General features: G+C 66.6%; 16 protein-coding genes. 8 read left to right on the top strand and 8 right to left on the bottom strand.

What is annotated here, in order from left to right; translation table 11 throughout:
* Nucleotides 1-21: 21 nt before the first annotated feature.
* The gene (locus CFB39_RS20385) at nt 22-1,233 is read right to left on the bottom strand and encodes an MFS transporter (RefSeq protein WP_089428270.1); all 1,212 of its coding nucleotides are present in this window, start codon (nt 1,231-1,233) and stop codon (nt 22-24) included.
* 70 nt (nt 1,234-1,303) lie between these two features.
* Between CFB39_RS20385 and CFB39_RS20380 the strand changes: the two genes are divergently transcribed.
* The gene (locus CFB39_RS20380) at nt 1,304-2,353 is read left to right on the top strand and encodes an AraC family transcriptional regulator (protein WP_089474199.1); all 1,050 of its coding nucleotides are present in this window, start codon (nt 1,304-1,306) and stop codon (nt 2,351-2,353) included.
* 93 nt (nt 2,354-2,446) lie between these two features.
* Here the strand turns inward: CFB39_RS20380 and CFB39_RS40290 are convergent, their stop codons facing one another.
* On the bottom strand, nt 2,447-2,614 hold the full coding sequence (locus CFB39_RS40290) for a hypothetical protein (protein WP_174976067.1): 168 nt from the start codon (nt 2,612-2,614) through the stop codon (nt 2,447-2,449).
* A 56-nt stretch (nt 2,615-2,670) separates the two neighbouring features.
* Nucleotides 2,671-4,578: a DUF3857 domain-containing protein gene (locus CFB39_RS20375; RefSeq protein ID WP_089475614.1), complete on the bottom strand. Its 1,908-nt coding sequence runs from the start codon at nt 4,576-4,578 to the stop codon at nt 2,671-2,673.
* A gap of 365 nt (nt 4,579-4,943) precedes the next feature.
* On the opposite strand from CFB39_RS20375, the gene CFB39_RS20370 reads away from it, so the two are divergent.
* Nucleotides 4,944-5,129, top strand: a complete 186-nt coding sequence (locus CFB39_RS20370; protein ID WP_089474198.1) for a hypothetical protein — start codon at nt 4,944-4,946, stop codon at nt 5,127-5,129.
* 221 nt (nt 5,130-5,350) lie between these two features.
* Here CFB39_RS20370 and CFB39_RS20365 read toward each other — a convergent pair whose 3' ends face one another.
* Entirely contained in the window at nt 5,351-7,321 is a 1,971-nt protein-coding gene (locus tag CFB39_RS20365; RefSeq protein WP_089474197.1) for an APC family permease, read from the bottom strand.
* A gap of 476 nt (nt 7,322-7,797) precedes the next feature.
* Here CFB39_RS20365 and CFB39_RS20360 point away from each other — a divergent pair, with 476 nt between their 5' ends.
* Nucleotides 7,798-8,661 carry a crotonase/enoyl-CoA hydratase family protein gene (locus CFB39_RS20360; RefSeq protein ID WP_089474196.1) on the top strand — a complete coding sequence of 288 codons (864 nt, stop codon included), beginning with the start codon at nt 7,798-7,800 and terminating at the stop codon, nt 8,659-8,661.
* A gap of 48 nt (nt 8,662-8,709) precedes the next feature.
* Here the strand turns inward: CFB39_RS20360 and pdeR are convergent, their stop codons facing one another.
* The 4 genes from pdeR to CFB39_RS20340 form a co-directional block, all read right to left on the bottom strand.
* A complete protein-coding gene (gene pdeR / locus CFB39_RS20355; protein ID WP_089428273.1) occupies nt 8,710-10,713 on the bottom strand; it encodes a cyclic di-GMP phosphodiesterase in 2,004 nt (667 codons plus the stop codon).
* Between the two features lie 564 nt (nt 10,714-11,277).
* Entirely contained in the window at nt 11,278-14,928 is a 3,651-nt protein-coding gene (locus tag CFB39_RS20350) for a hydantoinase B/oxoprolinase family protein (protein ID WP_089474195.1), read from the bottom strand.
* A 120-nt stretch (nt 14,929-15,048) separates the two neighbouring features.
* Nucleotides 15,049-16,347 carry an MFS transporter gene (locus CFB39_RS20345; RefSeq protein ID WP_069250815.1) on the bottom strand — a complete coding sequence of 433 codons (1,299 nt, stop codon included), beginning with the start codon at nt 16,345-16,347 and terminating at the stop codon, nt 15,049-15,051.
* 83 nt (nt 16,348-16,430) lie between these two features.
* Nucleotides 16,431-17,204 (bottom strand): putative hydro-lyase, encoded by a 774-nt coding sequence (locus CFB39_RS20340; protein WP_089474194.1) that lies wholly within the window; start codon nt 17,202-17,204, stop codon nt 16,431-16,433.
* Nucleotides 17,205-17,410: 206 nt separating this feature from the next.
* Between CFB39_RS20340 and CFB39_RS20330 the strand changes: the two genes are divergently transcribed.
* From CFB39_RS20330 to CFB39_RS20310, 5 genes are all read left to right on the top strand, one after another.
* Entirely contained in the window at nt 17,411-18,343 is a 933-nt protein-coding gene (locus CFB39_RS20330) for a LysR family transcriptional regulator (protein WP_089428277.1), read from the top strand.
* A 154-nt stretch (nt 18,344-18,497) separates the two neighbouring features.
* The gene (locus CFB39_RS20325) at nt 18,498-18,767 is read left to right on the top strand and encodes a PAAR domain-containing protein (RefSeq protein WP_089475613.1); all 270 of its coding nucleotides are present in this window, start codon (nt 18,498-18,500) and stop codon (nt 18,765-18,767) included.
* A complete protein-coding gene (locus tag CFB39_RS20320) occupies nt 18,768-22,622 on the top strand; it encodes a type VI secretion system Vgr family protein (RefSeq protein ID WP_089474192.1) in 3,855 nt (1,284 codons plus the stop codon). It begins immediately after the preceding gene.
* Nucleotides 22,588-23,484, top strand: a complete 897-nt coding sequence (locus CFB39_RS20315) for a hypothetical protein (protein WP_256991435.1) — start codon at nt 22,588-22,590, stop codon at nt 23,482-23,484. Before CFB39_RS20320 ends, CFB39_RS20315 begins: the two co-directional genes overlap by 35 nt.
* Nucleotides 23,485-23,562: 78 nt before the next feature.
* Nucleotides 23,563-23,781 carry a hypothetical protein gene (locus CFB39_RS20310; RefSeq protein WP_144030290.1) on the top strand — a complete coding sequence of 73 codons (219 nt, stop codon included), beginning with the start codon at nt 23,563-23,565 and terminating at the stop codon, nt 23,779-23,781.
* Nucleotides 23,782-23,883: the final 102 nt, after the last annotated feature.

Below are 23,883 nucleotides of genomic sequence, written 5' to 3'. Positions count from 1 at the left end.
CGGGCGGCCCGCCGGTGCCGGTCATTCCGCCAGCGCGGACACCACGCCGACCCGCTTCGGCACGCCGGTCACGATCGTCGCGACCGCGACGGCCAGCACGACGGCCGCGGCCACGAACACGCCGGCCGCGCCGTTCGCGTCGAACACGACGCCGCCGGCCGCCGCGCCCGTCGCGATCGCGAGCTGGATCGCCGCGACGATCAGGCCGCCGGCGCTCTCGGCCTCATCGGGCACGGTGCGCGTGACCCACGTCGACCACGCGACGGGCACGCCGCCGAACGCCATCCCCCACAACGCGACGAGCACCGCGTCGATCATCGGCGCGCGGCCGAGTGCGACGAGCGCGACGCCGAGCACGACCATCAGCGCGGGCATCCCGATCAGCATCGGCCGCAACCGGTGTTCGAGCACGCGGCCCGCGAGCGACGTGCCGACGAAGTTCGCGATGCCGTAGCCGAGCAGGATCGCCGACAACCCGTTCACGCCGACACCCGCGACCTGTTCGAGGAACGGCCGCAGGTACGTGAAGAACGCGAAGTGCCCGGTGAACACGAGGATCGTCGCGAACATGCCGAGGCCGACGGTCGGCCGGCGCAGCACGTCGATCAGCGTGCGCAGCCGCGTCGTGCCGCTCGGCGGCATCGACGGCAGCGTGAGGATCTGCGACACGAACGCGATGCCGCCGAGCGCGGCCGCGATCAGGAACACGTTGCGCCAGCCGATCAGGTGACCGAAGTAGCTGCCCATCGGCGCGGACGCGATCGTCGCGACCGCCACGCCGCTGAAGATGATCGACAGCGCACGCGGCACCATCGCCGTCGGCACGAGCCGCATCGCGGTAGCAGTGGCCATCGTCCAGAAGCCGCCGAGCGCGATGCCGAGCACGACGCGGCCGACCAGCAGCATTGCCAGGTTCGGCGCGAACGCGACCGCCAGGTTCGACGCGACGAGCAGCACCGAGAACACGAGCAGCACGCGCCGACGGTCGATCGTGCGCGTCAGCGCCGAGATCAGCAGGCTCGTGACGAGCGCGACCGTCGCGGTGGCCGTGACGGCCTGCCCGGCCACGCCTTCGGTCACGCCGAGGCTGTCGGCCATCGGCGTCAGCAGGCTGGCCGGCAGGAATTCGGCCGTGACGAGCCCGAACACGCCGAGCGTCATCGCGAATACCGCGCCCCAGGCCGGTTCGCGGGGGGCCGCCGTCGAGGCGGCCGTGGAGGTTCCGGGATTCATGCGTGGTTCCGTGTCGGTTAGGGAAAGTACTGATGAGGGCGTATCGTAAGGAACCACGTCAGGACGGTCTATGACATACAATCCGTTCTTGTTGATCGTTCGTCCGAATCTCGCCATGTCCGAGCCCCTGCTTCCGCCCATCCCCGACGTGCACGACCTCGTCAGCGAGCTGCTGCTGGGGATGCGCCTGAGCGGCGTCCAGTACCGCCGCATCCAGGTCGCACGGCCGTTCGGGCTGAATTTCGGCCACGTGACGGGCCGCGCGCAGTTCCATTTCGTCGGGCGCGGGCCCGTGCTGCTGCGCGACGCGTCGGGCGCCACGATGCGGCTCGAGGCCGGCGACGCGATCCTGCTGCCGCACGGCGGCATGCACGCGCTGGTGTCGGACCCCGATGCACCGTGCCGCGAGATCAACGGCTTCGAGGTCGCGAAGATCTGCGATACGGTCGCGTCGGTGGCGTCGGCCGGCGTGTCGCCCGCCCGTTGCGCGACGACCGAGCCGGGTGCCGGCGATGCGCTGATCTTCAGCGCGTGCATGGAGCTCGATCTCGGCGGCATGCAGCCGCTGGTCGGCACGATGCCCGAGTTCATGCACGTCGGCACGCTGCTCGCGCGCTATCCGGAAATCCGCCCGATGCTCGATGCAATGGAGCGCGAAGCGTGCTCGGCGCGCGCGGGTTTCGCGGGCATCCTCGCGCGGCTCGCGGATGTGGTCGCGGCGTTCATCGTGCGCGGCTGGGTCGAATGCGGATGCGGTGATGCGACGGGCTGGGTACAGGCGCTGCGCGAACCGAAGCTCGGCCGCGCGATCGTCGCGCTGCATCGCGATCCGGGCCGCAACTGGAGCGTGGCGGAACTCGCGACCGAAGCGGGCGTATCGCGTTCGGTGTTCGCCGAACGCTTTCTCGCGGCCACCGGGATGACGCCGGTGCGCTACCTGACCGAGCTGCGGATGCGGCTCGCCGCGCAATGGATCACGCGCGACCACGAGACGATCGAGGCCGTCGCTTACCGGCTGGGCTACGGCTCGCTCGCCGCGTTCAGCCGCGCGTTCAAGCGCGTGGTGGGCAAGCCGCCGGGCGCCGTGCGCGCGGATGGCGAGGTGCGCGTCGAAGCGTAGTGCATGACGTGGCGCGCGTCACGCCTCACGCGTGATGCCGGCCGCGCCGCCAGGCGTCGCCCCAATGGCCCTCACACGTGATGGCAGCGTCGTTCAGTCGCTGCGCGCTTCCAGCTTGTCGATCAGCGCCGTCGCGCACTGCACGGCAAGCGCCGCGCACTGCTCCACGTCCACGACCGCACCGCTCGCCACGGTGCCTTGCACGATCCGGCCCAGCAATTCCTTCGAGAGATCGGCGATCTCGTGATCCCGTTCCGTCATGATGTTCCTCCTGCGCATCGACCGATCGCATCAATGCGTTCACCTTCCCTGCCCGTTCAACGCCCTTTCGCCCGCACGACGATCTGCGCCTGCGTGTCGCGTTCGATCCGCTCGAGCGACGCGCGCAGCGCCGTGAATTCGTCCGCCGTACACACCTGACGGCCGAAATCCGCCGTCATGCGCCGCGTGACCTGCACGACACGCGCGGCCGCGTCGAATACGTAATGCGACGTGAAGTCGACGAAGCGGTCGTGCACGGCCGTATCGGCCGGCAGATCGGTCACCGCGACGTCCGCCGGCAGCGCGATCTGGCCGGTCTCGTCGAACGTGCCGCCGATGCAGCCCCACGGCTGCGTGCGCACGGGCTCGGCGAGCCAGTTCTCGACCTGCGTCGCGATGCCGCCCGTCAGGCTCGACAGCGCGGGCAACGCGGTCGTGCCGTCGGGCCACACGAAATGATCGAGCGTGCCCGACATCGTCACGTCGAACGGGCCGTCGGTCACGCGCCGGTCGCTGGTCGACAGCTGCGCGCGGCCGCGCAGGCCGCTTTGCCGCAGCCGGTTGTTCGCGAGCTGGGTGACGGCGTCGGGCGTCGCGCGGCGAAACAGGTTGCGTTCGAGTTCGGCCGTCCAGCCGTCGTCCTCGGTGTGCGCGTGAAAACGCGCGGCGCCCGGCCCCGCGGCGTCGATCTCGACCCGCGCGATGCGGCCGCGCGGTTGCGTGGCCGGCGTGCGCGACAGCACGCCCGTGTCGACCAGCAGCGCGGGACGGTCCATCACGATCGGCGGCAGATAGCCGAATGCGATGCCGGCCGTCGTCGTGTCCGCATAGCGCGCGAGATCGGGCAGCCACGTGATCGCGTGATTGATCGCCCCGCCGCCGTAACCGGGCACCGACGGCAGCGTGTAGACGGACCCGAGATTGAGCAGCACCGGCTCGCTGCGGATGCCGACCGCCGCGAGCAGCGCGCCGAACAGCGCGACATGATCCTTGCAGTCGCCGTAGCGGTTGCGCAGGATGTCGGTGACGCGATGCGGGGCGGCGGCCGTTTCGCCGAGAAACAGCCCGACGTAGCGGATGTTCGCCTGCACCCAGTCGTACAGGATGCGCGCCTGGCCGTGCGGATCGGCGACACCCGCGGTGAGCGTGCGCGCCAGCTGCGCGACGGCCGGATCGTCCGCGCCCGGATCGACGGCCGCGTTGCGGTAGCGCGCGGCGAACGCCGCGTAGTCGGGCAGCGTCGACACGACGAGCCGGTCGCCGTAGGTCGCATAGCCGACCGCGCCGCTTTCGATGCGGTCGTACGGGCCGTGCCGGTAGTCGAATTCGTAGCGCGTGCGGCCGTTCGCGGTGACCGGCGGCAGCGCGACGTAGCCGTGCGCATCCGCGTACAGCGGCATGTCGGCCGGCACGTCGAAGATCAGCCGCTGGCGGTCGACCGGCTCGCGCGACGGCTCCACGGTATAGCCGAAGTAGCCGCGGTTGACCGGCTTCGTGCGGGTCTTGCGGAACGCCACGCGCGTACTCGACCCGGCTTCGACGCCGGGAAACACGACGGTGCGCAGCAGCCCGTCCTGGAACGTCGGCGCGCCGGCCGAGCGCGGTTCCTGCACGTCGCGGATGCTATCCGCGCCGACCGGATGCGCGACGCCGTCGCGGTCGATCGTCTCGGCCGCGAGCAGGTCCACCTTCTCGAGATTCCTGTCGAACCACACGTAGCGCTGCGCGATGGCATCGATGCCGTTCGCGTCGTTCGCGCGCAGCGTCGAATCGTCGTGCTCGTCGAGCGAGCCGTCGTGCTGGATCACGAATTCGTGGACGTCGCTGACGACCGTGACGGGCGCGCCGCCAGCCGTGTCGATCGTGTTGCCGTGGTCGCGCACATCAGCCATGGCCGCACCGGGGCCGAGCGCGATGGCGCAGGCGAGTAGCCGGCCGGTCCATCGGATAGGAAAAAGCACCACGTCGAAGCTCTCCGCGCGTTCGTCGCCGGGCGCCAGGGCCGCGCGCCGGCGCGAATGGTTCGATCCGCGTGACGCGCACATGACAACCCACGCCGCGTGCCCGTCGTGCGAACCAGTGTGGGTGACGTGCCGGCGAGCGTCAAGCCGCGCAGCGGCGAGCCGGCTGCGCGATGCGGCGAGCTCGCCGGGCGTGCAGCGCCGGCTTCGCCACGCCGATGCGCCGCCCCCGTGCATCCTGTCCCGAGCTGGAGCGCCTTTTTTGCATCACGTCGCAACCTATAATTCATTCAGGTCATCCCTGCATGCAACGTCGACGAAACGACGCTCTGCCGGACACGACGTGCCGACGTGGGGAAGGAGGCATCATGGCGATCATCAATAGCGATTTCGAAATGGGTTACCTCGTGATCGCGTTCACGCTGCTGGGCCTGATCCTGTTCGGCGCACTGCTGACGGCGCTGCATCTGCGGTGGCATCCGAGACTGATCGGCGCCGCGATCGGTGCGTTGCTCGGCATCGCGCTGATCGAAGCGATACCGATGCTGACGTGAGTACGGCCCGGCGCCCCTTCGTCCGGTCACGCGCCGCGCGGGGTCGGAACGACCGGCGCCTGCCGCAGAAGCCGTCGTAGCTTCGCCGCACCGGAAATCGGCCGGCGCGATGCGCGCCCGCACACCCCACATCACGATAGCGGGTGCGGCACAGGGCCGAAACGTGATCCGCATCGTCATTGCGCCTGGTCGTCACCTGGCGCGGAACACGACGTGCGCCGCTACCCGACGTTCATCGGCAACAGCACCATCTGCTTGCCCTCGACGTGCAGCCGCGCCTGCAGCTCCACGGGCGTCTGGTTGTGCAGCCAGGCCGTGAGGAAATTCACGCGCCGGAAGATCAGCTTGCTCGCGAAGCACACGGCGTTCGGGTATTCGTCGAGCGTCGATGAAGCCAGGTTCATGAACTCGACGACGGGATTCGTGCCGAACGCGATCCGGTAGTCGGCCGCGATGCCGTTGCGGCGGCAGTGCGCGACATAGTAGTCGAGCGCTTCGGTGATCGTGTGCCGCAGCCGCTCGAGGTGTTCGTGACCGTCGTACGCCTTCGCGTCGACTTCGCCGACCGCGAGGAAGATCACGTTGCGGAAATGCCCCGGAAACAGCCGGTTGACCCACAGCAGCGCGTGCATGCTCGCGCCGCGATGCTTGCCCACCAGCAGCACCGCCGTCGGCTGCGACGGGTCGGGCTTGCCCGGCGCGGTGGCCTCGTCGACTTCGGGCGGCTTGCCCGAGAACAATTCGTCCTCCTTCGCGAGCTGCGCGCGCGTATAGGCGTAGTGGCGGTTGATCATGAAGCACAGCGCGATCACCGCGCTCGTCACGAGCACCGTGAGCCAGCCGCCCGCCGTGAACTTCTCGATCAACGTGATGACGAGCACGGTTGCCGTCACGCTCAGCCCGAGCGCCGACAGGAAGAAGTGCTTGAACCAGCCCGGCTCGCGGCGATGGCGCCACCAGTACGTGCACAGCCCGAGCAACGACAGGCTGAACGTGAGGAACACGTTGATGCTGTACAGCACGACGAGCACGTCGACGCTGCCGTGCGTCCACAGGAGGATCAGCAGGCTCGACAGCCCGACGACGATGATGCCGTTCTGCCGCACGAGGCGCCCCGACAGGTCGCGGAAATGGCGCGGCACCCACGAATCCGACGCCATGTTCGACAGCACGGCCGGGCCGTCGAGGAAGCCGGTCTGCGCGCCGACCATCAGCAGCCCGGCCTCGAACGCGAGCACGGCCGCGAGCAATGCGTGGCGCGCGAAGGCCGAGCCGAGCCCGAGATGGTCGATCACGCTGCCGAACACGACCGCGTTGAGCGTCTGGCCTTCGACGGGCCGGGCGTGCCACAGCATGTACAGCAGGATGATGCCGCCGGCCGTGAACGCGAGCGACGTCGACATGTACCACATGGTCACCTTGCCGTTCGGCACGCGCGGATCGGCGAGCATGTTCACGTTGTTCGACACGGCCTCGAGGCCCGTGTAGGTGCCGCCGCCGAGCGAGAACGCGCGCATCAGCAGCGCGAGCATCACGAACAGGCCGAGCGATTGCGACATCCCGTGCGCTTCGTGCACGGCGTCCGGCACGATCATCGCGAGGTTGCTGCCGTGCACGGCGAACCCATAGACGATCAGCGCGAAGTGCAGGATCACGAAGCCGATGAAGATCGGCAGCAGCACCATGATCGATTCGCGCATCCCGCGGAAGTTGAGCCCCGTCATCAGCACGATCAGCACGATCTCGGTCGTGAGCTTGAACGCCTGCGCGCTGACCGGCAGCAGGCTGAAGAACGCGTCGACGCCGCTCGCGAGCGACGTCGCGACGGTCAGCACGTAGTCGACCAGCAACGCGGCACCCGACACGAGCCCCGGCTTCGAGCCGAGCAGCGACGTCGCGACGCGGTAGCCGCCGCCGCCCGTCGGGAACAGCTCGATCACCTGGTTGTAGCCGAGCGCGATGATGAACACGGTCGCCGCCGTCGCGAGCGCGAGGAACAGCGCGAGCGGCGTGTGGTGCGCCAGCGCGAGGAACGCTTCTTCCGGGCCGTAGCACGACGACGACAGGCCGTCGGCGCCGAGCCCGACCCAGGCCAGCAGCGGCGTCACGGCGATCGCATGCCGCGTGCGCGGATCGAGCGGGTCGAGCGGCTTTCCGACGAGCAACTGCCACACTTTCTGGAACGTGGTCATGGTCCCCTCCCGCACGCCCGGTGCCACGCGCGGCGTGATCCTTTAAAGCTAATCGACGCACGGGCGCGGCGCCAGTCCGCATCTTCCATAGGGACCGCACGGCGGCCCGGCACCGCTTTCAGCATGTAAGCGGACAACGCCGGCGGCCACGCGCCGGATCGGCCGTTTACACGCATCCGCGCGACACGGCGAACCTGCCCGGCTACCGTTCAGGCCGCCTTCACACGCCTGCCGGCTCCGCCCGACGCGCCGCCCACCTTGGCCCGATAGCGGCCGGCCGTGCCCGCCGCCCCCTTCCCCACCCGCACCGATGCGACCGGCGCCCGCGTCCCGGTCGTGCGTGGTTCCTCGCAATTCGACTTTTGTGCGCGCGCAACAATGGCGATGCCTCGCGCCCGGCGCCCTGCAGGACACTCGCCTCCCGCTCGGCACCGGGCGCGATGGTCTTCAAAAACCACATCTCACGAGGACATACCATGCAACTCCAATCCCATCCCGCGTGCCGCCCGTTTTATGAAGCCGGCGAACTCACGCAACTGACTGCCTTTTATGAAGAGGGACGTAATGTCATGTGGATGATGCTGCGATCGGAGCCGCGGCCGTGCTTCAACCAGCAACTCGTTACCGACATCATCCATCTCGCACGCGTCGCACGCGATTCGGGCCTGCCGTTCGACTTCTGGGTGACGGGCTCGCTCGTCCCCGAGCTGTTCAACGTCGGCGGCGACCTGAGCTTTTTCGTCGACGCGATCCGCAGCGGCAAGCGTGACCTGCTGATGGCCTACGCACGCTCGTGCATCGACGGCGTGTACGAGATCTACACGGGCTTCGGCACCGGGGCGATCTCGATCGCGATGGTCGAGGGCAGCGCGCTCGGCGGTGGCTTCGAGGCCGCGCTCGCGCATCACTACGTGCTCGCGCAGAAGGGCGTGAAGCTCGGGTTTCCCGAGATCGCGTTCAACCTGTTCCCGGGCATGGGCGGCTATTCGCTCGTCGCGCGCAAGGCCGATCGGGGCGTTGCGGAGCAACTGATCTCGACCGGTGAAGCGCACGCCGCCGAGTGGTACGAGGATCGCGGGCTGGTCGACCAGACGTTCGACGCGGGTGACGCGTATCTCGCGACGCGCACCTTCATCGACGTGACCAAGCCGAAGCTGAACGGCGTGCGCGCGATGCTGCGCGCACGCGAGCGGGTGTTCCAGCTGACGCGCTCCGAGCTGATGGACATCACGGAAGCCTGGGTGCATGCGGCGTTCACGATCGAGCCGAAGGACCTCGCGTACATGGAACGCCTCGTGATGCTGCAGAACCGGCGCGTGTCGAAGCTGCGCACGGTGTAATGCGACGGGCGCCGCCGCTGGCCGGCGGCGCCTGTTCGTGAACGAAGCTCAGGCGATCAGCCTGAGCTTCCTCGTCTCCGCGAGCCACGCCTCGAACGCCTGGGCCGGCATCGGGCGGGCGTAGTAGTAGCCTTGCGCATGATCGACGTCGAGCTGCTTGAGGAATTCGGCTTCCGCATGCGTTTCGACGCCTTCGGCGACCACCGCGAAATTCAGCGCCTTCGCGAGCGACACGACCGAGCGCACCAGCGCCTGCGAGCGCGGATTGCGGTCGATGCCCGTGATGAAGCTGCGGTCGAGCTTGATCGCGTCGAGCGGCAGGCGCGACAACTGCGACAGCGACGAATAGCCGGTGCCGAAATCGTCGAGATGGATCTCCGCGCCGAGCTGGCGGAACTGTCGCATCAGCCCGTTGGCCGCATCCTCGTCCTCGATGAAGCAGCTCTCGGTCAGCTCGATGTCGAGCAGGCCGGGCTTGAGCCCCGCGGCGTCGAGGATCGACGCCAGCTGATGCACGATGTTCATGTCCTGCAGCTGCCGGGCGGACACGTTCACCGCGATCCGGATGCCGAGCCCCTTCGCCTTCCAGGCGGCGGCCTGCGCGGCCGCGGTACGCATCACCCAGCGCCCGAGCGGCGCGATCAGGCCCGACTCCTCCGCGAAGCGGATGAACTCGACCGGCGCGACGAGCCCGCGATCGGGCGACTGCCAGCGGATCAGCGCCTCGACACCGTGCACGTCGCCGGTCGCGATATCGACGACCGGCTGGTAATGCAGCACGAACTGCTCCTCTTCGAGCGCCTTGCGCAGGTTCGTGTCGAGCCACATGTACTTCGCGACCTTCTGGTTCATCTCCAGCGAGAACACGCGATACGTATGCTTGCCCTCCTCCTTCGCGACGTACATCGCGGTATCCGCGCTGCGGATCAGCGTCTCGAGCGAATCGCCGTGCTGCGGATGCATCGCGATGCCGATCGAGCAGCTCGTGTAGACCTCCATCAGCCCGAGATGAATCGGCGTGCGCAGCCGTTCGAGAATGATCTGCGCGGTCGCTTCGAGCAGCGGCCGCGTGCCGTGCTCGAACAGCACGAGGAATTCGTCGCCGCCGAGCCGCGCGAGCGTCGCGCCGGACGGCAGGCAGCCGCTGATGATCGCCGACACGTCCTGCAGCAGCCGGTCGCCGGTGATGTGCCCGTAGTGATCGTTGACGCGCTTGAAGTTGTCGAGATCGAGGAACAGGATGCCGACCTGCCCGCGCGTCGCGGCGGTCTCGGCGGCGATCGCCGCGTGGATGCGCTCGCTGATCGCATGGCGATTCGGCAGGCCGGTCAGCACGTCGGTGTTCGCGAGCTCGATGAGCCGCTGCTGCGCGCTGCGCTCCTCGGTGATGTCGATGCCCGAGCAGATCAGGAACTGCTCGTCGACGCCGCTGCCGCTCTGCACGAACTTGTTGCGGAACTGGAACAGGCGCGGCCCGTTGACCGTGTTGATGTAGCGCTCGACCGCGAACGAATGGTTGCTCGCGAAAAATCCCGTGATGTTGCTGCGCGACTGCGCGCCCTGCTCGGGGGTCATGAACAGCTCGAACGCGCTGCGGCCGATCACGTCGACCTCGCGCTTGCCCGTCACTTCCTCGCACAGGCGGTTGAAGCGCTGCACCATCCCGTTGCGGTCGAGGATCACCACGAGCGAATTCACTTCGGACACGACCTGCTCGGCGAACGCGAGCCCGTGCGCGAGATCGCCCGCGACGGACTCGGCATCGGAATAGGCGGACGCCGTGCCGGCCCAGTTGGTCGTGTCGACCTTCCGGCCGACGAGATGGAGCTTGACCGGTTCGCCGAACAGCGCGATGTCGAGCACCAGGTGCGACGTGACACCGGTCAGCGCGCGGATGCACGCGGCCTGTTCGACCGTCAGCGCGACGGCGACGTTGGTCAGGCCGCGGACGGCCGCCAGTTCGAGTGCGTTGCTGTCGCTGCCGAGACGCCAGCAGGGGCTGCGCGTACCGACGTGCGCCTCGAGCACCGCGCTATCGTTTTCGTCATCCATGGAGACGCCCCGATCCAGAAAAAACGCACAGTGTAGACGGAGGCGAGCCGGCCGGCCGCCGTGCCGGGGCGCGCGTGATGCGCGTCCGGCAAGGCGGCCGTGAGTGCCGTGATGATGGGCCTCGTCCCGTACTTGTTTCCCGCTAATGCGACCCGGCGTTCGCGCGTCATGCGCGCAGGTGCTGCCTAACGAATGATGAGAGCCATCTTATCAAATGACGATCAGGATTGGCACTCACATTTAGAGCAGAGTGTCAAGGAATTGGGACTCGATTGGCAAGCCGGATTTTTCATGATGGGCAGGCGGCTCAATCGCGGTTGCGGCGGTGCGCAACGGGTTCGGCGAGTCGGGCCGAGCGCCCCGCCAGGCGGGCGTTTGCGGCTGATTTCAGGATTCGGCGGCAATGCTTTGGCCCGCGCCTGGCGGCGGGGTCGGATCGCCCTCCGGCGACCCGACTTTCCGTCGAATTTGATTCCTTTCGTGCGTCAATGCGCAGCTTTATTCCACAGTCCGTTGCAATGCCGCTCGAGCACCGGCGCGGCACGCCGGCACCGGCTACCCGGCTCAGCCCGCCGCGCCGTATCCGCCGCCGCCCGGCGTTTCGACGACGAATACATCGCCCGGCGCCATCTGCGCGCGGCCGATATGGTCGAGCGCCTCGACCGTGCCGTCCGCGCGCTCGATCGTGTTGCGGCCGAGCGCGCCGGCCTCGCCGCCCGCCGCGCCGAACGGTGCGTGGATCCGGTTGTTCGACAGGATCGACGCGGTCATCGGCTCGAGGAAGCGAATCCGCCGCACCGCGCCGTCGCCGCCGCGCCAGCGCCCGCCGCCGCCCGACCCGGCGCGGATCCGGTGCGAGTCGAGCCGCACCGGGTAGCGCCATTCGAGCACCTCCGGATCGGTGAGCCGCGAGTTCGTCATGTGCGTCTGCACCGCGCCGACGCCCGCGAACCCGTCGCCGGCGCCGCTGCCGCCCGCAATCGTCTCGTAGTACTGGTAGCGATCGTTGCCGAATGTGAAGTTGTTCATCGTTCCCTGGCTCGACGCGACGCAGCCGAGCGCGCCGTACAGCGCGTTGGTGATCGCCGACGACGTCTCGACGTTGCCCGACACGACCGCCGCCGGATACTCGGGGTTCAGCATCGAGCGGGCGGGCACGATCACCGTGAGCGGCTTCAGGCAGCCGGCGTTCAGCGGGATGTCGTCGCCGACCAGCGTGCGGAACACGTACAGCACGGCGGCCATGCACACGGCCTTCGGCGCGTTGAAGTTGTTGTCGAGCTGCGCGGACGTGCCCGTGAAATCGATTTCCGCGCGCCGCGCCGCCCGGTCGACGCGGATCGCGACGCGAATCTCCGCGCCGTTGTCGAGCGGGTAGCGGTACGCGCCGTCCTGCAGCGCGCCGATCACGCGCCGCACGGCTTCTTCCGCGTTGTCCTGCACGTGCCCCATGAACGCGAGCACGACGTCGCGGCCGAACTGCGCGACCATCCGGCGCAGCTCGTCGACGCCCTTCTGGTTCGCGGCGACCTGCGCGCGCAGGTCGGCCATGTTCTGCTCGACGTTGCGTGCCGGGTAGCGGCCCGACGCGAGCAACGCGCGGGTTTGCGCATCGCGCAGCGTGCCGGCCGACACGAGCTGCCAGTTGTCGATCAGCACGCCCTCCTCGTCGATGTGGGTCGAATCGGGCGGCATCGAGCCCGGCGTCGTGCCGCCGATGTCCGCGTGGTGGCCGCGCGAGCCGACGTAGAACAGCGGCGCGTCCGACCCGTCCGCGAACACCGGCGTGATGACCGTCACGTCCGGCAGGTGCGTGCCGCCGTGATACGGGTCGTTCAGCATGAACACGTCGCCGTCGCGCATGCGGCCGCGGTTGCGCTCGATCACCGTGCGGATGCTCTCGCCCATCGAGCCGAGGTGCACGGGCATGTGCGGCGCGTTCGCGATCAGGTTGCCGTCGCCGTCGAAGATCGCGCACGAGAAGTCGAGGCGCTCCTTGATGTTCACCGAGTACGCGGTGTTCTGCAGCCGCAGCCCCATCTGCTCGGCGATCGACATGAACAGGTTGTTGAAGATCTCGAGCCGCACCGGGTCGGCATCGGTGCCGAGCGAGCGGCGCGTCGGCAGCGGCGTCGTGCGCGCCAGCACGAGGTTGCCCTGCGCGGTCATCTGCGCGCGCCAGCCGGGCTCGACGACGGTCGTGCCGTTCTGCTCCGCGACGATCGCCGGGCCGTCGATCGCGTCGCCGGCCAGCAGCGTGTCGCGCACGTAGAGCGCCGCGTCGTGCCATTGGCCGCCGGAATGGAAGCGCACCGCGGAATGGGCGCGCGGCGCGGCATCGTCGCCGTTGCCCGCGTGACGCGGCGCGAGCGGTGCGATCTCCACCGGCGCGTCGGAGCGGCCGATCGCCTCGACCGACGCGAGCTCGGCGACGAGCGGCGTGCCGGGCATCAGGAACGCGTAGCGCTGCCGGTAGGCGGCCTCGAACGCTTGCTGCATCTCGGCGACGCTGCCGGCCGGCACGTCGAGCGCCGAATCGGTGCCCTGGTAGCGCAGGTGCACGCGCCGCTCGGTCGCGATTCGCTCCGGCGGCACGCCCTGCTCGAGCAGCGCGCCGACGGCCTCGTCGGCCAGCCGGTCGAGCGCGCCATTCAGCGCCGGCAATGAATCGTCGGACAACACGGCCTCGACCGCACGCTCGCGCATCGCGGTCTGGTCGGCGAGGCCCATCCCGTATGCGGACAGCACGCCCGCGAGCGGATGCGCGAACACCTGCGTCATGCCGAGCGCATCGGCGACGCCGCACGCGTGCTGGCCGCCCGCGCCGCCGAACGTCGTCAGCACGTAGCGCGACACGTCGTGGCCGCGCTGCACGGAAATCTTCTTGATCGCGTTCGCCATGCTGCCGATCGCGATTTCCAGGAAGCCTTCGGCGAGCGCCTCGGGCGTCTCGCGCCGCCCGGTCGCCGCGTGGATCTCGTCGGCGAGCGCGGCAAACTTCGCGACCACGCCGTCGCGGTCGAGCGGTTCGTCCGCGTGCGGGCCGAACACGCGCGGGAAATGATCGGGCTGGATCTTGCCGAGCATCACGTTGCAGTCGGTCACCGTCAGCGGGCCGCCGCGCCGGTACGCCGCCGGCCCCGGGTTCGCGCCGGCCGACTCGGGCCCGACGCGCAGCCGCGCGCCGTCGAAGCCGAGCACCGAGCCGCCGCCCGCGGCCACCGTATGGATGCTCATCATCGGCGCGCGCATCCGCACGCCGGCCACCTGCGTCTCGAACACGCGCTCGAACTCGCCGTGATAGTGCGACACGTCGGTCGACGTGCCGCCCATGTCGAAGCCGATCACGCGCTCGAAGCCGGCCGCCTGCGCGGCGCGCACCATCCCGACGATGCCGCCGGCCGGGCCCGACAGGATCGCGTCCTTGCCCTGGAACGCGTCGGCGCGCGTCAGCCCGCCGCTGCTCTGCATGAACTGCAGGTTCACGCCCGGCATCTCGTGCGCGACCTGCTCGACATAGCGGCGCAGGATCGGCGACAGGTACGCGTCGACCACCGTCGTATCGCCGCGCGACACCATCTTCATCAGCGGCGACACCTCGTGCGACACCGACACCTGCGTGAAGCCGATGCGGCGCGCCAGGTCCGCCAGCGCGCGTTCGTGCGCGGTGTAGCGATAGCCGTGGATCAGCACGATCGCGAGCGCGCGCACGCCCGAGTCGAACACGCGGCGCAGCGACGCCTCGGCGCCCTGCGCATCGAACGGCACGACGATGTCGCCGTGCGCGCCGATGCGCTCGTCGATCTCGACGACGGTCTCGTACAGTGCATCCGGCAGCACGATGTCGAGATCGAACAGGCGCGGCCGGTTCTGGTACGCGATGCGCAGCACGTCGCGAAAGCCGCGCGTCGTCACGAGCGCGGTGCGTTCGCCCTTGCGTTCGAGCAGCGCGTTGGTCGCGACCGTCGTGCCCATCTTCACCATGTCGACGCGCTCGGGCGTGATCGGCTCGCCGGCCGCGAGGCCGAGCAGGTGGCGAATGCCGGCCACGGCCGCGTCGCGGTACTGCTCGGGGTTCTCCGACAGCAGCTTGTGCGTGACGAGCGTGCCGTCGGGCCGGCGCGCGACGATGTCGGTGAAAGTGCCGCCGCGGTCGATCCAGAATTGCCAGCGTGCGGCGTCGGACGGAACGGAGGAAAGGTGTCGGTCGGTCATGATGTCGGGTCGATGCGTCGTGGAATCGAGGGATGAGCGCCGCCGCACGGCGCGCGTCGCGCGCCGTGTCACGGGGTCGGTCAAAGGGGAAGAAAAGCGAAGGGCGGGCTGCCCCGCCGCTTACGCGGCGTCGAGTTCGCGGCCGCGGGTCTCGGGCAGCGTCAGCGCGGCGACGATCACCACGCCGTACGCGGCGACCGCGAAGATGCCGATGCTCGTGCCGAGCCCGTATTGCTTGGACAGCGCGCCGATCAGGAACGGGAACAGCGCACCGATCGCGCGGCCCACGTTGTAGCAGAAGCCCTGGCCGGAGCCGCGCACGCGGGTCGGGAACAGTTCGGTGAGGAACGCGCCCATCCCCGAGAAGATGCCCGATGCGAAGAAGCCGAGCGGGAAGCCGAGCCACAGCATCGACGCGTTGGTCAGGTTCAGCGACGTGTACGCGAACGCGATCACCATCGAGCCGACCGCGAACAGGATGAAGTTCGGCTTGCGGCCCAGGCGGTCGGTCAGGTACGCGCTCGTCAGGTAGCCGACCCACGAGCCGAAGATGATCATCGCGAGATAGCCGCCGGTGCCCATCACCGTGAGGTGACGCTCGGTCTTCAGGAAGGTCGGCAGCCACGTCGTGATCGCGTAGTAGCCGCCCTGCGCGCCGGTGGTCAGCAGCGCCGCGCGCAGCGTCGTCGTGATCAGCTTCGGCGCGAAGATCTCGGTGAGGCGCGGCGCATCGGCCACTTTCGCCTGCGCGGCCTTCTCCTTCTCGTAGACGTCCGGCTCCTTCACGTAGCGACGGATCGCGACGACCAGCAGCGCGGGCGCGAGGCCGACCAGGAACAGCGCGCGCCACGCCTGCTCGGCCGGCAGCACCGAGAACAGCAGCGCATACAGCAGCGCGCACAGCCCCCAGCCGATCGCCCAGCCCGACTGGACGAGGCCGACCGCCCTGCCGCGGTCGCGCGCGCGGATCACTTCGCCGATCAGCACCGCGCCGGCCGTCCATTCGCCGCCGAAGCCGAAGCCCATCAGCGCGCGCGCCGCGAGCAGCTGGTGGTAGTTCTGCGCGAGCCCGCACAGCGCGGTGAACACGGCGAACCACAGCACGGTGAGCTGCAGCGTGCGCACGCGGCCGATCCGGTCGGACAGGATGCCGGCGATCCAGCCGCCGGCCGCCGACGCGAGCAGCGTGATCGTGCCGATGAAGCCCGCGTCGGCGAGCGAGATGCCCCAGGTCGCGACGAGCGTCGGGATCACGAACGACAGCATCTGCGTGTCCATCCCGTCGAGCATGTAGCCGACCTTGCAGCTCCAGAACGCGCGGCGCTCGCGCGGCTGCGCGTCCCCGTACCACGAGAACAGGCCGTTACGCTCGGGGCTCGCGGGCTCCGCGGCGTGCGCCGCGAGGGTCTTGCTTTCCATGGTGGTACTCCTGTCGTTATGCGCCGTCGAATGATTGTCGCGCGTGCGGCGTGCCGTGCGGGTCGGGTCGTCGTCGTCCGGGCTCAGAACACGGCCAGCGACGCGTTCGTGATGTCGGTCATCAGCATGTGGCCGGGCGTATGCGCGATCGCGATCGGCAGCTTCGCGTCCATCAGCGCGGTTTGCGGCGTCACGCCGCACGCCCAGAACACCGGCAGCTCGCCGTCGCGGATCGTCACCGCGTCGCCGAATTCGGGGGCGTTCAGGTCGGTGATGCCCAGTTCGCGCGGATCGCCGAGATGGATCGGCGCGCCGTGCACGCCCGGAAACCGGCTGGTGATCTGCACCGCCCGAATCGCGTCGGCGCCGCGCATCGGCCGCATCGACACGACGAGCTGGCCGCCGAAGATCCCCGCGCGGCGATTCGGAATCGACGTGCGGTACATCGGCACGTTGCGCCCCTCCTCCACATGGCGCAGGCCGATGCCTTCGCGCGCCAGCATGTCCTCGAACGAGAACGAGCAGCCGATCGCGAACACGACGAAATCGTCGCGCCACAGCGCTTCCAGCGACTCGACGCGTTCGGTCAGGCGGCCGTCGCGGTAGACGTTGTAGCTCGGCACGTCGGTGCGGATGTCGAGATCCTCGCCGAGCACGTCGACCCGGAACGCGCCCGGTTCGCCGACGCCCAGCAGCGGGCAGGCTTTCGGGTTCGCCTGGCAGAAGCGCAGGAAATCGTGCGCGAACGCGTCGGGCAGGATCGCGAGGTTCGCTTGCGCGTACGGGCCGCAGTGGCCGGCGGTCGGGCCGCGGAACGCGCCGTGGCGCACGGACTGGCGGAATTCGGAAGGGGTCATGAGGTTCTGTCGCGGATCGGTGTGACGTCGGGATGACGGTGCCGTGTCATCGGATACAGCGAAGAGTAGAAAAGAAAAAATTTTGTCGCCAACGAGTTTTTTTGCGCTTCGTGTATAGAATTTCTTAACGGATCTTGGGGTTTTCCCCGGCTCCGTTCACTTTTCCTCACCGGCAAAGTGCGCGCTCACCCTCCCGTCCGACCGCCATGAACACGCGTTTTCTCGAAACCTTCGTCACGCTCGCGAAGCTGCGCAACTTCCGCACGACGGCCGCCGCGCTGCACGCGACGCCGGCCGCGATCTCGCAGCGCCTGAAGGCGCTCGAGGACGAACTTCAGACGGTACTCGTCGACCGCGACAGCCGCGAATTCCGGCTCACGCCGAACGGCGAATACCTGCTCGGCTATGCGAAGGCCGTGGTCGAGGCGACGCAGGAGCTGCAGGCCGCGGCCTCCGGCGAGCGCGCGCTGCGCGGCAAGCTGCGGCTCGGGGTGATCGAGACCGTCGTGCACAGCTGGCTGCCGCACTACATGCGGCGGCTGGCGGCCGACTATCCGCAGCTCGAGATCGACCTGACCGTCGACGTCAGCGTCGTGCTGCAGCGCCGGCTGATGGCCGGCGAACTCGACCTGATCATCCGCGTGGAAGGCAGCGACGAGGCGTCGGTCGTGTGCGATGCGCTCGCGAACTACCCGGTGCGCTGGATCGCGCGCGCGGGGCTGCTGCCGAACACGCGCACCGGGCTCGCCAGGCAGGTGCTGCGGCAGCCGATTCTCACCTACGGGCGCGGTACGGCGCCGCATCGTGCGCTGGAGGACATCGTCCGCACGCTCGCGCATGCGCACGGCGTGCCGCTGTCGGACACGCGCATCACCGGCTCGCCGTCGATCTCGGTGATCGTGCAGCTCGTGCGCGACGGGTTTGGCGTGGCGGCGATTCCGGTGCTGTTCGTCGATGCGTTGATCGAAAGCGGTGAAGTCGTCGAGTTGCCGCTGCAGCCGTCGCCGCCGTCGATCGTCGTGTCGATGTCGCGGCGGGCCGATGCGCCGCGGTTCGTGCATGGCGCGTCGATTGCCGCGCGGGCGGCGTGTCATGAGTATTGCGAGAAGAGCAAGCGGTTGCTGGTTGAGGCGCTTTGAGGCGGTGTGCGTACCGCCATTCAACGGTAGCGCGCAAACAGAAAACTCATTTTTCTTTAACGAAAGTCAAAGTCCGAAAAATCGTATTCATCCCATAGTCGGCTTCGAATTTCCGCGTTATCAATCTCGCTCCACGTGATAGATGAGATCGATGATGAAGAATGCACGAGGCCGCGAAATGGTCCGCCTGGGTGACTCAACCGACCACGGCGGCGAAGTCGTCGAATGTGCGCATGACCTGAAACATCTCGGAATTGGCGTAGCGCTTGATGGCCACGGCGTCCATTGTCCGAAATGCGGTGGCGTTTTTCCGTTGCTGGCGAGTGGCCGGCGCACGCATCACGGCCGGCGCGTGGGCTATCACGGCGACAAGACCGGGTGCGGTGCGACCATCATTGGTCAGCGGACGACAGGGGCAGCGTAAATGGCGCTTTTTGCTCAGGCTCGCACGCTGTCGATCGCGGGTGCGTCATTGCCGACCTATGGCGTGGATGCGCTGCCGGTATTCATCCCGGTGCGCCTGCAAGGCACCGAAACCATCGGCCGCCTCGACGAATGCCGCTACCTCGTCACACTGCGCACCGACGACGCCTATGCTATTTCGCCGAGCCGCACGGCCGATCTCGATCTGGACAAGATAGTCGGCACGGAAGTCACCGTGTCGATCCTGCTCGAAGGCAAAGGTCGGTTCATGCCGGGGCTGGCGGGTAACACCGGGCGCGGCAACATTGGGGCGGGTACGCGCGAGATCACCGGATTGGTCGAAGTGGCACGGCTTGCCGGTCAGGATCGTGACGCGATCCTGTACGAACTCGAACTGCGGCCATGGCTCTATCGCGCGACCCTCACGCAGGATTGCCGGCTGTTTCAGGATATGACCGTCGTTGAAATCACCGACGCGGTGCTTTCGAAATATCCCTACCCCGTCGACAAGCGTCTGGGCGCATTCAGGGGCGTCTATCCCAAACGCGACGTGCAGCGCCAGGCGTTTGAATCGGACTGGGCGTTCCTGCAACGGCTCTGGGAGGAATGGGGCATCTGGTGGTGGTTCGAACATGATGACGGCCATCACCGTCTGGTCTTGTGCGACACGATGGGCGGACACCAACCGCACGGCGAGGCTTACGAGACCTTGCGCTATCTGCCACCCGGCGGTCAGCGCATCGACGAGGAACACATTCATACGCTGTCCGTAACCAGTCGATTGACGGCAGGATCCGTGAGCGTGACGGATTACGACTACACGCGGCCACGCGCGAGGCTGGACACTACCGTGGAAGACCCTCGTCCGACGGCCAGCTCGGATGGCGAGATTTATGACTGGGGAGACTACAGTCAGCCGCTCGCCGGCGCGCAAGGACTGACGGGCCAGCCAAACGATACGGAGTGGGAGGCGCGGCACTTCGCGCGTGTGCGGCTTGAGGCGCAGCGCTGTGCCGGGCGACGGGCGAACGGTAAAGGAAGTCTGCGCGGCCTCACGGTCGGCCACACCTTCACGCTCATCGGCCATCCGCAGCAGGCGGCGAATCGCGAGTATGTGGTTGTGACCTGCACGCTCGATATCGAGGAAGTCGCAGGGCGAGCCGGCGGCGCGCGGACCTATCGCGCCGACGCGCAATTCGAACTGCTGCCGACGAACGAGCTGTTCCGGCTCGAGCGCAGCGTACGCAAGCCCATTATGGGCGGCCCCGAGAAAGCGATTGTCGTCGGCCCCGCCGGACAGGAAATCTGGACGGATCAATACGGCCGCGTGAAGGTGCAATTCGCATGGGACCGGCAGGGCAAGCACGACGAGAATTCGGGCATCTGGCTGCGTGTGCTGTCGCCTTGGCAAGGCGCGGACATGGGTGCGACGTTCATTCCGCGCATCGGTCATGAAGTGGCGGTGTCGCACTACTACGGCGATCCGGACTTGCCGGTGATCATCGGGAGCGCCGTCAATGCGTTCCGCCAGCCTGCACTGGACCAACCGCACAACCACGCGGTGTCGGTCATTCGTGGCAGGGAGCTCCATGGCACGGCATCCGGCCATCTGGCGATCGACGATACGCGGGAACAAATCCAGACGCAGCTTGCCAGCGACGCGGGCATGTCGATGCTGAGCCTCGGCAACCTTCGGCGAATGACGCGCAAGACGGGGCGCGCCGATGCTCGCGGCAGAGGCTTCGATCTTCGGACCGATGACTGGGGCGTTGTCCGGGCATTGAAGGGCATGCTCTTCTCGGCAGACGGACAACCAGGTGGCCCAGGCCATGCGAAGGACGCCAAGGAGGCGGTGGGCCGGCTGACGCAGGCGCGCGAGCTGCAAGAAAGCCTTACGAATTTGGCGCAGCAGCACGACGCACAACAACGTGGTGCAGACCAGAGCGATGTAACCCGTGCGATCAAGGCGCGTTGCGATGCGATTCGGGGAACACCGTCCGGTACGGTGGACGAATTCCCGGAGCTGACGGAACCCGACATTGTGATGACCGGGCCGGCAGGGATTAGTCTTGCGTCCGAGCGTAGCACCCATATCGCGAGCGCAGAGGATGTGGCGGTGACGACCGGCCGGCATGTCGGGTTCGCCGTGGGGCGTTCGCTGTTCGCGAGCGTGTCGAATGCGTTTTCGCTGTTCGTGCAAAAGGCCGGCATCGCGCTGGTCGCCGCAGCGGGGAAAGTGCGGATCGACGCGCGGACCGATGGTGTTGACGTGAGCGCCAGGAAGGCAATCCAGATCACGAGCACGGCCGACAGTATCCACCTGCACGCGGCAGAGGAAATCGTGCTGCACGCGGGCAGTACGGAGGTTCGCATCAGCGATCAGGGGTATGTGGTGCGAACGGCCGGCGAACATACGATCTATGCCGGCAGTCATCAGACAGACGAAGGCCAGGTGCGACCCATGCGCCTGCCGGTCACACCCGACAATCCGGGGCAGTACGCGGCGCACTTCGTGCTGTTGGAGCATGACAGCGGATTTGCGCTGCCGAACCAGCCGTACCGGGTCACGCTCGACAACGGACGCGTGATGGAGGGCGTGAGTAACGAGCTGGGCGAAACGGACGTGGTGACGAGCCACGATATCGCGTTCGGCACGGTGGAGCTGCTGGCGGCGAGCGATCCGGACAAGGTGATTGCGGTGAATCGGGCCGCCATCGTGCGCGAGAACACGACGCCCTACACCGCGCAAGCGCCGAACGCCGACAAACGCACCACGACGATCAAGGGCAAGAAGGTCAGCACCCCCGAACAGGGGGCGACGTCCGAGCGTCAGCCGGCCGCGTTCGCGACCTGCGATCCGCTGAACTTCGGGTTGCGCTTCCATCACTTCATCGACGGGGCTAAACAGGGTGATGCACCTCCTGACATGCCGGTGCGCCGGGATGTCGAGTATCCGGTGGCGAAGGCCTATGCGGTAGCGATCAAGAAGGCACTCAACGGGATCGAGTGGGGCAGGTTCGATACGTTAAGCGGCGAGATATCCGATAAGGCAAAGGAAAGCATCGCGCTCGCGGTTGGCAATGTATTGAATACCGCCCTTGCCGCTGGGCCGTTTGGCTTGCCAAGTGGTTCTTCAGGGGACCCGATGAATTCAAATGGGGCGACTCCCAAGATCGATATTGTTAATTCAACGGAAGGTTTTGCCAAATACAACATGCGCTCGGACGTAAGCGCGTCGTTCTCCATACCAAAGTGGACAATCATCATTCAAGAAACCGAGATACTGAAGATCATCACATCATCAAACAATGCAGCGGCCTTGAATGGCAACCTGAAGGCATTCGCCGACTTGCTTTATCACGAAGCACGACACTGCCAGCAGGCATTCTGGATGATGGCTTTGCTTAATCAGCACAGCGACGATTATTCTTTGTTTCAGAAAATAAATGCCGTTTATCAACAATACATCCACGAAGATATTTACGCGATTGCAAAGAAAACTCAAATCCCAAGCGATGCACGGGTTGCCACCGGACTTCATCGCATGTTGATTTTCCACTATTACTGGATGATTTCGTATCTGCAGAATCAGACGGGCGGATCCTATCTGAAGCCCGACGTGCCAATTGCACAGGCTGAGGTGTGCAAGCTGTTGAGAGTGTCGCCAGAAACAGCGGCCAAGATGGTGAGATTCGAAGAGGGATACCGGAGCCAGTTACATGAAGAAGATGCTTATGCGTGTGCGGAAGTGGTGCAAGCCTATTGGGACCGCCGTGATCGTGCTTTCGTGCGCAACCCCGGCACGTGCACAGGAGGATACGATGCTTCACTTAACGCCGTTGGGGGAGGGATTTGAAATGCACACGACAGCCGAGGAGCAGCGCGTCGCGCTGCGCACCATCCTTAAAACAGCAATGTCGATCCTGCGCGATGATGCGCCATACGATCCGAAGAATATTATCTTTGGGACAAACTACACAACGTGGACGCATCCTCCCGCAAAAGGATTTCTTTATAAATACGCAAATCGTGCGCTGCACGGGACGAAGATTGAATTTTCCACAGGCGACGACCCGGAGGACTACAGCGATAATCGCGACAAGGTAAAAATTGTTCCGGCCGGAGTAAGGATTATCTTCGACGCAAGGGTTGCTGGTTTGTCGGCTACGGAAATGAAATCGCTTCTTCAGTTGGAGGACTACTGGGTCGACGGAGAGGGAACTCGTCGATACGGGAACGAGATGATGGTACACGATCCGAATATGCCGAATTTGCGATCCTTCCGCTACCGCTCAAAAGACATTCCGGGAAGCAAGTTTCCCGTGAATGTGAATCTATTTTACGTAAATTCGCTAGACGGATCATCTCCGCCCTTCCTTGATGAAGTGAGAATTCGCCGCACATACAAAATCTTGACGCCCGAGGAACGCAGGCAACGTCGCCTTGAAGAGCGGCAGGCGAAACGTCAGAAATACGGCGAAATGAACCTGTGCACTGGCATGTTGTGTCCCGAGACCGGGTTGTGGGAGGGATTCTCCACGGTTTCCAGCCACTCATTGGTGGTCTACAAGGGGCGAGCATTCCCCAACGGTCCGCACGTTGATGCCTTGGGAGGAACGCGAACAACGGCGGCCTACCGAGCACGTGCCGGGCCGCTGGATGTGGCTGCGAGAGCCGCACGATCATCCGGTATGGTGGATGCACGACCCGGAATTTAATCAAGCGTGACCCGGAAAGACGAAAGCCCATAAGCAAAAAGATGGTGAGATTCGAAGAGGGATACCGGAGCCAGTTACATGAAGAAGATGCTTATGCGTGTCCGGAAGCGGTTCAAGCCTATTGGGACCGCCCTGATCGTGCTTTCGTGCGTAACCCCTCATGCGATCAGGAAAGGTCAGAAATTTCCCGATGTCCGCAAGCTCACCCCTCGGGAGCAAGCAGAACGAAACCAGTACACGAACCTGTTTGAGCCGGGTCGGTGGATGTGGTTCGAGGAATATCAGGAACGATCGTAAGACCCATCCGATTGAGTTCGTACTGGCAAGCCCATACCGGTGGTACGCGAAAGCCCGACGGGCGATTTGCACTGGTACGAAGAAGTACCTAGCCCCCGTCCC

The organism is Burkholderia sp. AU6039 (genome assembly GCF_002223365.1).
Taxonomy (GTDB): Bacteria; Pseudomonadota; Gammaproteobacteria; order Burkholderiales; family Burkholderiaceae; genus Burkholderia.
Note: the sequence above shows the minus strand (reverse complement) of the source record. Positions and strands in the feature narration are given on the sequence as shown.